This window comes from Pseudomonas sp. Irchel s3f10 (genome assembly GCF_900187515.1).
Taxonomy (GTDB): domain Bacteria; phylum Pseudomonadota; class Gammaproteobacteria; order Pseudomonadales; family Pseudomonadaceae; genus Aquipseudomonas; species Aquipseudomonas tensinigenes.
Window position 1 is genome coordinate 502,090 of sequence record NZ_FYDZ01000001.1, and the last position, 14,886, is coordinate 516,975.

General features: G+C 58.3%; 12 protein-coding genes. 11 read left to right on the top strand and 1 reads right to left on the bottom strand.

Translation table 11 applies throughout. The features are described 5' to 3' along the window. The first annotated feature begins 108 nt into the window (after window positions 1-108). Both CKW17_RS02205 and CKW17_RS02210 read left to right on the top strand, forming a co-directional pair. A complete protein-coding gene (locus CKW17_RS02205; protein WP_095118501.1) occupies window positions 109-2,496 on the top strand; it encodes a TonB-dependent siderophore receptor in 2,388 nt (795 codons plus the stop codon). Continuing rightward, window positions 2,486-3,886, top strand: coding sequence for an APC family permease (locus CKW17_RS02210; RefSeq protein WP_095118502.1), 1,401 nt, complete (start codon window positions 2,486-2,488; stop codon window positions 3,884-3,886). The genes CKW17_RS02205 and CKW17_RS02210 overlap by 11 nt, the downstream gene beginning before the upstream one ends. A gap of 180 nt (window positions 3,887-4,066) precedes the next feature. Here CKW17_RS02210 and CKW17_RS02215 read toward each other — a convergent pair whose 3' ends face one another. Next, complete coding sequence (locus CKW17_RS02215; RefSeq protein ID WP_095118503.1) at window positions 4,067-4,528, bottom strand: DUF3574 domain-containing protein; 462 nt, start codon at window positions 4,526-4,528, stop codon at window positions 4,067-4,069. 682 nt (window positions 4,529-5,210) lie between these two features. Between CKW17_RS02215 and CKW17_RS02220 the strand changes: the two genes are divergently transcribed. The 9 genes from CKW17_RS02220 to CKW17_RS02260 are packed head-to-tail and all read left to right on the top strand — an operon-like array spanning window position 5,211 to window position 14,882. After that, window positions 5,211-6,470 carry an aspartate aminotransferase family protein gene (locus CKW17_RS02220; protein WP_176470021.1) on the top strand — a complete coding sequence of 420 codons (1,260 nt, stop codon included), beginning with the start codon at window positions 5,211-5,213 and terminating at the stop codon, window positions 6,468-6,470. Beyond that, complete coding sequence (locus CKW17_RS02225) at window positions 6,460-6,963, top strand: GNAT family N-acetyltransferase (protein ID WP_176470022.1); 504 nt, start codon at window positions 6,460-6,462, stop codon at window positions 6,961-6,963. The genes CKW17_RS02220 and CKW17_RS02225 overlap by 11 nt, the downstream gene beginning before the upstream one ends. A gap of 7 nt (window positions 6,964-6,970) precedes the next feature. Next, the gene (locus CKW17_RS02230; RefSeq protein ID WP_052229445.1) at window positions 6,971-7,453 is read left to right on the top strand and encodes an adenylyltransferase/cytidyltransferase family protein; all 483 of its coding nucleotides are present in this window, start codon (window positions 6,971-6,973) and stop codon (window positions 7,451-7,453) included. Window positions 7,454-7,502: 49 nt separating this feature from the next. Beyond that, window positions 7,503-8,135, top strand: a complete 633-nt coding sequence (locus CKW17_RS02235) for a hypothetical protein (protein ID WP_218274236.1) — start codon at window positions 7,503-7,505, stop codon at window positions 8,133-8,135. Window positions 8,136-8,137: 2 nt separating this feature from the next. Further along, complete coding sequence (locus CKW17_RS02240) at window positions 8,138-9,184, top strand: NAD(P)-dependent oxidoreductase (RefSeq protein ID WP_095118507.1); 1,047 nt, start codon at window positions 8,138-8,140, stop codon at window positions 9,182-9,184. Next, the gene (locus CKW17_RS30470; RefSeq protein WP_218274237.1) at window positions 9,178-11,442 is read left to right on the top strand and encodes a glycosyl hydrolase family 65 protein; all 2,265 of its coding nucleotides are present in this window, start codon (window positions 9,178-9,180) and stop codon (window positions 11,440-11,442) included. Before CKW17_RS02240 ends, CKW17_RS30470 begins: the two co-directional genes overlap by 7 nt. After that, window positions 11,439-12,680, top strand: coding sequence for an MFS transporter (locus CKW17_RS02250; RefSeq protein WP_095118508.1), 1,242 nt, complete (start codon window positions 11,439-11,441; stop codon window positions 12,678-12,680). Before CKW17_RS30470 ends, CKW17_RS02250 begins: the two co-directional genes overlap by 4 nt. Beyond that, window positions 12,664-13,767, top strand: a complete 1,104-nt coding sequence (locus CKW17_RS02255; protein WP_095118509.1) for a DegT/DnrJ/EryC1/StrS aminotransferase family protein — start codon at window positions 12,664-12,666, stop codon at window positions 13,765-13,767. The genes CKW17_RS02250 and CKW17_RS02255 overlap by 17 nt, the downstream gene beginning before the upstream one ends. Continuing rightward, window positions 13,764-14,882, top strand: a complete 1,119-nt coding sequence (locus CKW17_RS02260) for an NAD(P)/FAD-dependent oxidoreductase (protein ID WP_095118510.1) — start codon at window positions 13,764-13,766, stop codon at window positions 14,880-14,882. The genes CKW17_RS02255 and CKW17_RS02260 overlap by 4 nt, the downstream gene beginning before the upstream one ends. The last annotated feature ends 4 nt before the right edge of the window (window positions 14,883-14,886 follow it).

A 14,886-nucleotide genomic window follows, 5' to 3' on the forward strand; every position in this document is an offset into this window, starting at 1 on the left:
CACTGCCTTCCAGAAATCCAAAACTACAGCAGACATTGCCGCGCATTGCTTGCCGAACTTTATTGTCGGCAACGGCCGGGTATTAACTGCGATTCAAGGAGCTGTTATATGCATTACCGTTCCCGTTCATTACTGGCGGCTGCTGTCGCGTGCGCCATCTGGCAACTTCCGGCCAATGCCGAAGAAACTTCGGCAAGCGCTGACAGCGAATCCCGACTCGGCACTGTGTTGGTCACCGGCACCCGGGGTACGTCACGCACCGTGCTCGATTCTCCGGTACCGGTCGACGTGCTCACTGCCGAAGACCTGAAATCCGCCGGCGCTGCTGACGGTGAATTGGGCGCGGCGTTGCAGACGCTGTTGCCATCCTTCAGCCTGCCGCGCCAATCCAACTCCGGCGGCGCCGACCATGTGCGCGCGGCGCAACTGCGTGGCATGAGCCCGGATCAGGTGCTGGTGCTGGTCAACGGCAAGCGCCGCCATACGTCAGCGGTGGTCAACGACTCGTCGAAGATTGGCCGCGGTACCGCCCCCGTGGATTTCAACTCGATCCCGCTCAGCGCGATCAAACGCATCGAAGTGCTGCGTGACGGCGCCGGTGCGCAATACGGTTCAGACGCGATTGCCGGGGTGATCAACATCATCCTCGACGACGCGCCCGAGGGCGGCGAAGTGTCGACCAGTTATGGCGCTTATCACACCCATCAGGACGCCATCGGCAAGACCACCACCGACGGCCAGAACAGCGTGACCACGGCGAAGATCGGCACGCGTTTAGGTGAGGAGGGCGGGTTTATCCGTGGCGGCACCGAATACAAGGATCGCAACCCGACCAACCGCGCCGGTTTTGATGGCTTTGCCGATACCCCCGGCCAGCGCAACTATGTGATGGGCGACGGCGTCGCGCGCGACGTCAACCTCTGGTTCAACAGTGAGTTGCCACTGGCCGGCGGCAAAGCCTACAGCTTTGGCACTTATAACCAGCGCCACACCACCGGCGCCGAGTTCTATCGTTATCCGTACGAACAGCCGCAGTTCTACCCCAACGGCTACTTGCCGCAATCGCTCGGTGACAACAAGGACGTCTCCGCCACCGCCGGGTTCAAAGGCCTGATCGGTGACGAGTGGGACTTCGACAGCAGCGTCACTCACGGTCGCAACCGCTTCGATGGCTCGACCCGGCGCACGCTTAACGTCAGCCTCGGCGAAGACTCACCGACGAAGTTCGACACCGGCGATTACGAGCTGCGTCAGACCACCAGCAACCTCGACTTCAGCCGTGAACTGCGTCTCGGCGAACGCTCGTTCGTACTGGCGGTGGGCGGCGAATACCGCTACGAAAACTACCTGACCTATGCCGGTGACGAGGCCTCCTACATCGGCTCCGGAGCCGACGGCGCCAACGGCCTGCGCCCGAGCGAAGAGTCGGATCTGGATCGCAACGTGTTCGGCACTTACGCCGAGTTGTCCGGCGATCTCACCGACCGCTTCTTCGTCGACGCCGCCACGCGCTGGGAACATTACGACGATGCCGGCAGCAAACTCACCGGCAAACTCAGCGGTCGTTACAAACTCACCGAACAATGGGCCTTGCGCGGTGCAGTCTCGAACAACTTCCGCGCGCCGTCTCTGGCCCAAAGCGGCTTCCAGAACACCACCAGCAACTTCGGCGATGGCGGTACGCTGACTGACATCCGCGTGCTCTCGGTCAACGATCCGATCGCCCGTGCACTCGGCGCCGAGAAGCTCGATCCGGAAACCTCGAAGAACTTCAGCCTCGGCCTTACATTTCAGTTGAACGAACGCTTCGATGCCTCCCTGGACGTGTTCCGCATCGACGTCAAAGATCGCATCACTCTGTCGCAACGCATTGGCAGCGATGCCCTGGAAAACTACATCAACGATAACTTTGGCGTCGCTGGCGTGCACGACGTCAACTTCTTCACCAACGCCGCCGACACCAGCACCGACGGCGCCGAACTGGTGCTCAACTATCACCAGCCGTTCTACGAAGGGCAACTGGGCCTGACCACCGCGTACACCTACAACCACACCAAAGTCACCAGCACCAAAGGCACGCCGTCGCAACTCACGGCGCTGGGCATCGGCAATGACGCCCTGGTTGGCGTCGAAGAAACCAACACCCTGACCGACGCGGCGCCGAAGGATCGCTTCATCTTTTCCGCCAACTGGGCCAGCGAACACTGGGGCCTGCTTGGAAGATTGACGCGCCAGGGCGAGACCACCCGTGTGTTCGATTTCGGCGACTCGCAACCGGAGCAAACCTACGGCGCGGTGTGGCAGCTGGACGCCGAAGTGGCTTACAAATTCACGCCGAAATTCAACATCGCCGTGGGCGGCAACAACCTCACCGACAACTACCCGGAACGTTCTGGCTCGGCGATCAACTACGGCGGCAACCTGCCGTACGACGTGCTCTCGCCAATCGGCACTAACGGCGCCTACTACTACGCCCGCGCCACCTATGGTTTCTGACGCGGGACCGGGGCGGCATCTGCCGGTGTTTCAGGCATTGCTGATTACGCTGGGCATGGTGATCACCACCGACATCCTGAAAACCGCGCCAACCGTCGCCCTCAACGTCGGGCCGGAATATTTCTACCTGGTGTGGGTGCTGGGTGGCGTCGCATCAATGACCGGCGCGCTGTGTTTTGCCGAGATGGCCACAGCGTTTCCGCACCCAGGCGGCGACTATCACTTTCTGCGCACGGCGTATGGCGAGCGCATGGGATTCCTGTTCGCCTGGTCGCGGTTTTCGGTGATGCACACCGGGTGGATTGCCTTGTCGGCGTTCATGTTCGCCGATTACGTCAACGCGGTGGTGCCGCTGGGGCAGTACGGTTCGGGGCTGTTTGCCGGGGCGGTGATTGCGGCGTTGGTGCTGCTTAATCTTGCCGGTAAACACATCGGCTTCATCACGCAGACCTTGCTGGTTGGCCTGCTTGCACTGGGTTTTTTGAGCATTGCCAGTGCCGGCGTTTTTTTGGCCTGGCAAGGCATCGAAGCGCCTGCGCCGAGTCTTGCGCCCGTCGCGGAAAACACCGGTATGGCCGGCTTCTCGGCGGCGATGATTTTTGTCTTTCTGGCGTTCGGTGGCTGGAGCGATGCGGCGACGTTATCGGCAGAAGTGCGTGATGACCGGCGGGGGATTTTCATTGCCATGCTCGGTGCGCTGAGTGTGTTGATGGTGATCTATCTGGCGCTGAACTGGGCGTTCGTTGAAGGCCTGGGATTCGCCGGACTGGCCGTCAGCAATGCACCGGCGGTTGAGTTGTTGAACCGCGCCTTCGGTGCGCCGGGTGTCATGTTGATTCTGCTGATGGTCGGTATCGCCGCGATCGCGACCATCAACTCGACCTTGCTGGTCGGCGCTCGCACCACTTACGCGGCTGCGCGTGATGTGCCGCAACTGCGCAGTTTCGGCGCCTGGGATGACCGCCATGGTGTGCCGCGCAAAGCGTTGCTGGCAGAAGGTGCCGTGGCGTTGCTGCTGGTGCTGTTTGGCAGTTTCACGCAGAGCGGCTTCAACACCATGGTTGAATACCTGACCCCGGTTTATTGGTTGTTCCTGAGTTTGAGCAGCGTGGCGCTGATCATTCTGCGACGGCGTTTTCCCGAGGTGCCGAGGCCGGTGAAGGTGCCGTTGTATCCGCTGTTGCCGCTGCTGTTTTTCGGGTTGTGCCTGTACATGCTGTATTCCAGCGTGACGGTGGTGGGGTGTGGGGCGTTTTTCGGGATCGCGGTGTTGTTGGTGGGTGCGGTGATACTGGCAGTATTGAGCCGACTGACGCCAAGCCCTCACCCCAGCCCTCTCCCGGAGGGAGAGGGAGCCGACCGAGGTGTCTTGGGTGATACATCGACCTGAAAGACCGAATCGATTATGGCTTGAAGCAAATACAAGTCGAGGTCGATTATGGATTCAGTGAAGCAAAAACAGGCTGAGGTCGATTACGGATTCAGTGAAGTACGTTCAGGTCGGCGTACTTCTCCAATATCCCCGGATCGGTTCCCTCTCCCTCGGGGAGAGGGCTAGGGTGAGGGGCTCTTAAAAGGACACCTCCGCCGGCTGCGACAACCGCAGCACCGACAAATCCCCGGTAATACGCTTGTAAGCCAGCCGAATCGCTTCAATATTGCTCACATTCTTCGCACTGTTCTCATGCAAGATCACAATCACCTTGGTACTCAACCGCTCAGGTTCCTTCGCTCCCTTATCCCGCCACTGCCCATAGGCATCAAACACACTGAACCCATCCGGAAAGCGCGACGTGACCTCCTGATCAAGAAACTCGCGCCAGCGCGCCGGACTGACCGCACCGTCCTTGCCATCGATCGAACCCACCGAGAAATACAGCTCGGTGCGAATCCACTGCGCCTGCGCCGGACGCGAGGCGTCGCCCTGCAGAGTGGAACTGGATGGATCGTGGGTGTGAACAGAAGCGGGAGGAGGGCTGGCGCAACCGGCGACCGCAACGAACAGTGCAACCAGTAACAAGCGTTTTGGCATGGAGCTTTCCTTCTTGTATGAGTGCAGGCGGGGCAATTATAGAATGCGCACTAAATAGCGATAAAAGATTAAAAAAATTACCTGGCCTCTATTTCTGGAATAAGAGGTTGCGGCGTATTTAATCGTTTCATGTCCAAGGGTTTTAAAGCGGTTCGCGTCAGTTTCGGGTATGTGCTGCCGTGCGCCAATTGTTAAGTGATGATCTTTGCTTCTTGAATAGTCGGACAATTAATTGATCATCTCAGATGATCGAGGAATCTGCGTATCAGATTTTTTATATTGAGGCGTTGGTCGGAATGGGTGGCATAACCTGCTGATAAGTTTGCTGTTTAATTAATTTATAATTTTTTGAAATAAGATGCGCGGGTTGTTTGGCTGTTTGTGTTTAAGGAAAGTTTTTCTTCATGGGAATCAGCTTGTTGTGTTTGCGATTTAGTTTTTAAATTGACGCTGTGAGGGGGCGAGACTAGGTTCTTTCTTCACAACTTTACTTGACTAAGTATTTGTCTGATTTCGAATGTCGCGCGATTTTTCGTGTGAGTTTTTTGCATGCCTTATAGCGCCTGTGTCCTGCATGAGTGCAGGGTTGTTATTCACACTCAATGGTATGAAAGGAGTGTCAGTGGTCATGGATTGTTTAAGAGAAACACGTGTTGGAAATGTACTGTCAGGATGGAATCACTTGTCGGTAGTTGGGCCGATCAATGTGCAGAATACTGCGGGTGCGCGTATTCAATTATCCTCTGGCGAATGGTGCGACGATTATATTATGGGCTGGGGTTCATGCCTGTTAGGGCACGACAGTCCGGTCATCAAACATTCGATCAGCAAAGCCCTGGAGCGAGGTTTTCTCCAACAATACGAAACCGATGAACATCGCCTGTTGAGCGAGAAGTTTTGCGCGGTGGTGCCGTGCGCCGAGAAGTTGCGACTGGTGAACTCCGGCCTGGAAGCCACCATGTATGCAACGCGCATTGCCCGTGCCGTTACCGGCAAACGAATCATCATCAAGTTTGAAGGCCATTTTCATGGGCTCAATGATTCGCTGACCTGGAACGTGGATTCTTCGCCACGCTCGGGTGAGGTATTGGCCGGCGGAGAACTGGAGCGTCTGTCAGGTACTGTGGGTATTCCGAACGAATTCGGAAGTTTGACGGTGGCGGTTTCTTGGAACGATCTGCAAGCCGTGGAGCATGCCTTTGAAAAGTACAAGGACGATGTCGCGGGCGTGATTCTGGAACCTGTCGCCCTGAACCTCGGCTGCATCAAACCGGACGAGGGCTTTCTGCAAAAGTTGCGGGCACTGACCACGCGGCACGGGGCGTTGTTGATTTTCGATGAAGTGCTGACCGGGTTTCGCGCCAATATCGGCGGTGCGCAGAAAGATTTCGCGGTCACTCCTGACATTGCCGCCTTCGGCAAGGCGTTCGGTTGCGGCATGCCCATCGCCGGGATTGCCGGTAAAGCCGAGTACATGGATGTCATCGCGCCCCGCGGTCCGGTGCAGATCAGCGGCACCAACACCGGGCGCTATCTTTCTGTGTCCGCCGCACTTGCCGCTATCGATCACCTGCAGGACGGTGCGGTGCATCGGCACGTCGCCGCGCTTGAGTCTCAGTTGAAATCGGGACTTCGGGATGTCTTCGATAAACACCGGATTCCTTGCCATATCGATGGTTATGGCGGTCGAATCGGCGTCCATATCGGCACTTCCGAACGTCCTCGGACAATGAAGGAGATAGAAGGTTTTTATCCGATCGATTTTGCCCAGAAGTTGTTTTATCTGTTGTCCTGCGAATACAACCTGTATGGCTTTCTGATGCCCCTTGGTTACTGTCCTGAGCCGGTAACACTTAGCGCGGCGCACACAGCGGAAATGATCGCGGATGCCTGTGAGCGACTGGATTCGGCACTCAAGAGGATTCCATTCCATGGAAAATGAACTTGATCAGGATATTTGCATTCGCCGATTCATAAAGTCCGATATGCCGGCAGTGCTGGCACTGGTCGCACAAATTGGTTCCAGCGAGGACTTGACTGAATCTGCCGGTGAGCAATTTTCCCGGGAACTCGCTGACCCAAACCATGAGGGCGATCGTTTTATTGCCGCACTTGGCGATGTGGTTATCGGAACCATGGGGTGCGCTCCGGGCCCTATCCCGTCAAAGCATGTGTTATGGGCAGACTGGTTGATTGTTGACAGTGAATATCGTCGATATGGCGTTGCGTCCTTGTTGTATGACGAGATTGAAAAGTTTGCACTGGAACATAAGAAGGCCTGGCTGTGTCTCGATATCGGCAATATCGACAGAGAACGGGCGGCCTACCGCTTTCATTTACGCAATGGCTTTCAGATCGTCGGGCAACTTCCCGATTATTGGGGTGAGTTTGAACACTTGAACATCATGGCTAAATCTCTCAAATCAAAGGATTGAATTTATCATGGGCGTTTTGAATGACATTACTGCATTGCAGGACGAGGCGGTTTATTGCCGCGAAAAAGGTTTGGTGATCGGGCTTTGTCACGGTTGTTTTGACATTGTTCACCCTGGGCATATTTATCATCTGCAGCGCGCCAATACGATGGTCGATCGACTGTTCGTATCCGTCACCGCAGACCCATACGTGAACAAAGGCGCGGACCGGCCGGTATTTCCCGATCGAAAGCGCGCGGAGTTTCTCGCTTCCATCCGTTATTGCGATTACGTCATCGTCAACCATACAGCTACCGCTGAATTCATGATCAAGACATTGCGCCCCAATTTGTATTTCAAGGGCGCGGATTACACCGATGGATCGGACACCAGGCTGCAGGCGGAGCGGGCGCTGGTTGAAAGCGTGGGAGGGCGGATGGTGCTGACGGACGACAAGATATTCGACTCGACTTCCAGGATCGCTCAACTGGTCATGGCCAAGAACAGCTGACAGGTAAACAACCATGTCGAACCTTTTACTGATTGATCTCGACGGAACAATGATCGACACACCGCATTTCGAAGCCTGGCGCAATGCGGCCCTTGAGTTTTCAGGACAGCAACTGACATCGCAGCAATACATCGAGCACATCGCCGGGCGGCCACGCATGGAAGGCGCTTCCCGACTGCTGGCGCTGACCACCCGTCATGCCGGCGGTGCAACGTCCGCAAGGTTCAGCGCCGACGAGCTGGCCGCGTACAAACAGGAGGAATTCCAGCGGCTCTCACCGGGCACCGAGCTGTTCGAGGATTCTTTGCGATTGCTGCAGCGCATCGAAGCGTCTGCGCAGCCGGTGATGTTCTATACGGCGTCGCTGAATGCTCCGCAATTATTCGAGGCGGCGCTGAAACGGGCGAACGTATGGGGACAGGCGCCGGTCTCGATTACCCGGCAAGCACCACATCAAACCCGCGACAAACTGGTTCAACAACTGATCGGCGACCACGCTCCGCAGGATGTTCACCTGATCGATGACAGCCCCTATGCGACTGACCTGGCGTGCGGCCTGGGCGTGCGCGCCTGGCAGATTCGCCGTGATCCGCTTGAACCCAAGGCTAGCCATCCACGCGCTTCAATACTGTCATCGCTTGATGAATTCACGCTGGCGCACTCACCACAGGGAAGGAATTAACCATGAAAAAGGAATCAACTGTTCTTGTTACCGGCGGTGCTGGCTACATTGGCTCGCGTCTGGTGCCCAAACTGCTTGCCGCCGGGTACCGCGTCCGGGTGCTGGATGCGCTGTATTTCGGCAACGGGCTCGAAGGTTTGCTGAACCATCCCGGCCTGGAATTCATCAAGGGCGACATACGCGATCCGGCGCTCGTGGAAACGTCGCTGCAAGGTGTCGACACCGTTGTGCATCTTGCTGCAGTGGCGAACGATCCGAGTTTCAATTCGGCCCCGGAACTGGGCCAATCGATAAACATCGATTGCCTGCCGCATCTCATGAGCAGCGCCAAGCGTCTGGGTTGCCGGCGTTTTATCTACGCGTCTTCAGCGAGTGTCTACGGCGTCAATGCAGAACCTTTTGTCGACGAACGCCAGCCCTGCGTGCCCATCACCGACTACAACCGGTTCAAGGCTGATGGCGAGAAGATACTCTTCGAACTGACCGATTCATCGTTCGAGACTGTCGCGGTTCGCGCCGCCACGGTGTGCGGCTGGTCGCCCCGGCAACGTCTGGATCTGACCGTGAACATCCTGACCGCCAGTGCGCTGGCGCGCGGTGAAATCACCGTATTCGGCGGCAGTCAGTATCGCCCTAACGTGCATATCGGCGATCTGACCCGGCTGTATACGATGCTGGTCGAACGGGAGTCCCTGGGCGAGGTGTCCGGGACGGCAATCAATGTCGGCTACGAGAACCACACGGTGACCGACATTGCCAGTCAGGTAAAAGAGATTGTCGATCGGTACTTCCGCACCAATGTGCCGATCACCACGACCCACAGTGACGATGTTCGATCCTACCGGCTGGATTCCCGACGGGTGCAACAGACGCTGGGTTTCGAATTCATCTTTTCGATCCGCGATGCGATCGTCGAAATCTGCGAGCAGTGGCAGTCGGGGAACTTCAAGGACAGCGGCGATGTGTTAGCGGATATCCGTTATCACAACGTACGCAACATGCTGCACAACGACTGGTCGTTCCAGGCGTCAGGAGGCGCATCGTGCTGAGCATTTCCTACGGCGAGCACCGCGAAGACATTGTCGCGATCGACGCGAGATCGTCGTCCTTCGCGGCGTGCGTGGCGACCCTGGCCAATCCCTTGCTCGGCGTGCGTGCGCACATGCCCAACGCATCGCCACGCAGCCGGCGCACGCAGTTGCTGTTGGCGGGGGTGTATGCGGCCGGTGTCGGCGTCTCGCGGGAAATCATTGCCTTGCCCGCGCCGGCCATCCTGCGGCTTTACGATGTTGATACGGGGTTGCCGCTTGAGCCGGCAAGCAACGAACCCGTGGTGGTGTTGGCACTCGATCAGGCGACCGTCAGCAGTTGCGAGCAGTTTCAGCTGGCCGGTGTGCAATATGAGCTGACGGTCACCCAGTTCATTGATACCCCGGATCAGGCGGCGGTGTCGACGCAGATCAGTTTGAAACGCCTCGGCACGGGCACCGCACGCCATCGATTGAGGCTTGATTACGGAGTGGATGGCAGCGCGTCGAACGAATACCTCGGGGCTTGTGACTGGCTGACCGCGCGGCATTACCATTTCGGGCAAAGCGTTGTCGATCAAGCGTCGTTCAGCCTGATCGTCGACACGGCCGAGCAGCGGCTGCGTTATGACGTGCGCGTCGAACAGGCGGATTCAACGGCGAGTTCCGTCGTTTCCTGGCGGCAGGGGCAAGAGGGTTGTGTGGCTTCGGTGACCCTCGACTTTGCAGCGGTCAGCCAGCACCGGTTGGTGACGCATTGGCGGGTGGGCGTCGATAGCGATCAGACCCACCCTGACACGTTTGCCGGCGACTTTGATGTCGCAAGGATTCAAGGCTGTCATTTGAGCCAATGGAACAGCCTCTGGCGTGAGCATGAAGTCACCATTCAGGCTCCGCACACGTGCACTGATCTGGGTATGAAGTACGCAGTATTCCAATTACTGCAACATGGCCTCGGCGCAGCGCATGGCGTCAATGGCACGATATCGCCGGCGCGAGGCCTGACCAGCACTTACCATTCTGGTGCGACGTTCTTCGACACCGAACTGCACAAGTGCATGTTCTGGATCTGGAACGCGCCGGACGTTGCCAGGGCATTGATCGACTACCGCTACACCTTCATCGAAAAAGCGCTGCAGTTCGCGCGTTCCACGGGCTTTTGCGGCGCACGGTTCCCGGAGGCGTCCAACGATCAGGGCGGCGAAAATGGCCCGCATTATGTGTTGTCCTATCCTGAACAGGACATAAGGCGAGAGTGGAGTGTCGATGAGGTGCTGCACATTTCGGCAGACGTCAGCTATGCCGTGAACAAGTACTGGGCGGTAACCGGTGATGACGCGTTCATGGCGTCTCGGGGCTTCGAAATCCTGATTGAAAGCGCTCGATTCGCGGCATCGGTGTTCAAGTGGTCAGAGAGCAAGCAGGCCTATGTGGTGAATTCGGTCATGGGCCCGGACGAGTATCACTACCACGTGAACAACAGTTTCTTTACCAATTACCTGCTGCGCTGGAGTATCCGGCGGGTGCTTTCATTGCTGGACCGCCCGGGCTTTCCCGGGGTGTCTGGCGCGCAACGCCGACTCTGGCAAGCGATAGCCGATAACGTCTACCTGCCGTGGATCACGGTGGACGGGGTGGCCATTCCTGAGGAGTTCGAAGGTTACGCGGCATTGCCGGACACCCGCCTGCGTGTGGTCAAACAGCGTGGGCCGCAGTTTGCCGACGAGGTCGAACGCGACAGCGCGGAGAAACTGCAAAACTTCGATTCGCAACTGGTCAAGCAGGCTGACATCGTGCTGTTGATGTCGATGTTTCCCGACGATTTTTCAGCGGCCGTGAAGCGCGCCGCGTTCAATTACTATGAACCGCGTACGGTGCATGAGTCCTCGTTGAGTTACGGCCCGCATGCCGTCGTCGCCGCGCATCTGGGCGAGACGCACACCAGTGCCGATTTCATTGCCCGGGCCAGCCGCTATAACCTCGACTTCACGCCGGTCGACGACTACAGCAACGGGCTGCATCTTTCCGCCTATGCCGGCGCCTGGCAAGGATTGGTCGAGGGGCTGTCGGGGCTGGATATCGAATCGGGCCAACTGGCCTTCCGACCGAAGTTGCCCGCACACTGGCAGGCTTACCATTTCACTCTGCAGTTCCGCGGGCAAAGACTGCGGATTTCCGTACTCGGTGACGACGAGCTGGAGATTCGTCACGGCGATCGCCAGTTGCCGACCCAGCGCGGCGAGGATGGACGAATAGGCCTCAAGGAGGGGCACCCATGATTTCTATCAAAGAACGCTTGTCACCTTACAACGAAGCCTTGGGTGTCTTGCCGTTTCGCAAGTTGCTGATTGGCCAGGGCCTGTCGATGGCCGGCGATGCCATCTGCCTGGCGGCGCTGCCGATCGCACTGATTCGCGACGGTTTCGGTGGTGATGTATTTGGTTTCATCATGGCTGCCGTCGGTGTCGGAACCGTTATCGGTGCGCTGGCCGGGGGGATGCTGGCGGATCGCAAATCGCCCCGGCAGGTACTCATCTACACCGATACGGCGCGAGGCCTTGCGCAACTGGCCGCCGTTGCGCTGCTGGTGACAGGGGCGCACTGGGGCTTTTTGGTGCTGGCGTATCTGATCTTCGGTATCGGTATTGGTGTATCGAAACCCTGTGCACAGGTGCTGCTGGTCAATCTGTTGCCGAAAAAGGCCCTGGTGGCGGGCAACGGGGCGATGAACTTCATCGATAACCTGGTCGCCATTCTGTTTCCGGCGACGCTAGGGGTGTTCATCATTCTTTGGGACCCAGTGTGGGGGATCCTGATCGATGGGCTGACCTTCTTCTGCGCTGCCATTTACACCGCGCAGCTGCCGAATGTCGGCCACCATGAATCGGAAGAAGAGTTCTCGCTGCGTGAAGCGCTCAACGGCATCACCGTGGTCGTCAACAACGCCACGCTGCTGTTGGGTTTTGCCGCGACGCTGGTGGTGAACGTGTTGTGTTTCCCGATCTTTCTGGTCGTTGCCCCTTATGCGATCAGTCAGCGCTTCAGTGAAGACATGTGGGGTTATTGCCTGGCGGCATCGGGGTTCGGCGCTTGCATCGGTTCGGTCATCACGGTGCTGGCCTCGGGGCATGAGCGACTGGTGGGGCTCGCCGTCACTTGCGGATTGTTCCTCGCGGGGGCAATGGCCTTGCTCGGGCTGGGCACATCGGCGTGGATGGCGATTCTGGGGGCGACGTTCGTCGGCATCGTCGAAGCCTCCTGGCTCACCGGCTGGGCAACTGCCATGCAGACACATTCCCCGGAGAAGGATCTGGGCAAGGTCGTGGCGGTCGATACCTTCGTGACCAGCGGCGTGCACCCCTTCATCTATCTGGGCAGCGGTGTGGTCGGCGGAATCGTCGGCTACTCCCAGACCCTCACGCTTACCGCTGTTGTCAGTGCAGTCGGGACCCTGCTGATTGTCCTGACTTCCCTCATGTTCATGCCAAGGAGTGCGCGAAATGATCAAGTGCAATAACGTCCAGGAACAGGCCCACGACCTTTCGAGCGAGATTTTCGAGCGCTGGCAGGCGCTCCTGCAGTCAGGCGAATTCATCCTGGGTGAAGAGGTTCTGGCGTTCGAAGCCTGGATGTCGGAACGCTGTGGCGGGGCGCATGCGGTGGCCCTCAATTCAGGCACGGATGCGTTGTTTCTGGCATTGCGTGCGCTGGATATCGGGCCTGGCGACGAAGTCATTACCTGCGCCAATACCTTTGTTGCCACCGTCGGTGCCATTGTGGCGGCAGGTGCCCGGCCAATCCTGGCGGACGTGGGCGACGATGAGCTGATGAACGTCGATACGATTGCGCCCCTTTTGAATGAGCAGACCAAAGCGGTCATTCCGGTCTATCTGCGCGGACGTCCGCTGAATATCGATGCCATCCTCGACCTGTGCCGTGCCCGCGCAGTGGCCGTCATCGAGGATTGCGCACAGGCGATCGGCACTACCCTCGACGGTCAGCAAGTCGGCACTCGAGGCGATGCCTCCGCCTTTTCCATGCATCCGTTGAAGACGCTTGGGGGCCTGGGGGATGGCGGGATGCTGGTCACCCGCAATCCGAAGATTGCCGAATACGCACGTATTGCACGCAATCATGGCCTGGAAACCCGTAACGAATCGGTGCGGTTCGGGATCAATTCGCGCCTCGACTCGTTGCAGGCCGCGGCGCTCAATGTCAAAGCGCAGTATCTGGATCAATGGCTGAAAAGACGTGTGGAAATCGCCGCTTTCTATGATGACGTCCTCGGCACCACTCGTACGGGTACCGACCTGGGTGGCGGCAAGCCGGGAAATTCCTATTATCACTATGTCGTGCAGTCGCAAAATCGTGATCGCTTGCAGGCGTTTCTGGCGCAGTACGATGTGCAAACGGCGATTCATTATCCGCTGCCCATCCATTGGCAAAAAGCCTGGTTGAGCAGTCAGCCGCGCCTCGTGCTGGCCAATACCGAACGTCTGTCCCGGCAAATGCTCACCCTTCCTTGTCATCATCATTTGTCGGATGGCGAGGTGGAGAAGGTCACCACGCTGATCAAGCAATTCGAACGCACGGAGGGGCGGTGAATATCGATATCGAATGCGTAGTGATCGGCGCCGGTGTGCTCGGGCTGGCGGTGGCCCGGGCACTGGCCTCCAGTGGGCGTGAAGTGATTGTGGTGGAGGCGGGCGAGGGCATAGGGACGGGCATCAGTTCGCGCAATTCAGAGGTCATCCATGCCGGGATCTATTACGCCGGCAACAGCTTGAAGGCGCAAATGTGTGTGCAAGGCAACCGTCGTCTGTATGCCTTCTGTGAGGCGCACGCCGTGGCTTGCCAGCGTCTGGGCAAGCTGATCGTTGCGACCGATGACGCCCAGCGCGGTGCCTTGCAACGCTTGTGGGAGCAGGGGCGGCGCAACGGTGTCGAGGGCTTGCAGTTGCTCGACGCGCGCCAGGCGCTGGCGCTGGAGCCGGAACTGTCCTGTGTCGCGGCACTCTGGTCGCCCTCCACCGGAATTGTCGACTCCCATGCCTTGATGCTCGCCCTGCAAGCGGATGCCGAGTCCATGGGCACCTCGTTTGCCTTTCATACCCCGTTTGAATCCGCCCGCTGTCACCCTGCCGGGATCGAGTTGCGGATGGGCGGTGCGCAGCCCATGACCCTGGGTTGTCGCGAACTGGTCAATTGTGCCGGTTTGTCGGCGCCGCAAGTCGCAAGTCGTATCACCGGCCTGTGCTCATCGTTCATTCCCGTGCCGCAGTTGTGCAAAGGCAGCTATTTCAGCTTCAGCGGGCGGATACCTTTTCGCCATCTGGTCTACCCCGCACCCGAAGCCGCCGGACTCGGTGTCCACATGACGCTCGACCTCGCGGGGCAGGCGCGCTTCGGGCCGGATGTGGAATGGGTCGCGGACGTTGATTACCGCGTTGACCCGCAGCGGGCCGACAGCTTTTATCAGGCGATTCGCCGCTATTGGCCGGGGCTGCCCGATGGCAGTCTGCAACCGGCGTACAGCGGCATCCGCCCGAAGATCAGCGGCGAACAGCAACCGGCGGCGGACTTTGTCATCAGTGGCCCAGCGGCGCATGGCGTGCCGGGTCTGGTGAATCTGTTTGGCATCGAGTCTCCGGGGCTGACGAGCTGTCTGGCTTTGGCGGACCGCGTCGTGCAGGAAATCGGCGGTTGTTCGCCTCATTGATTAC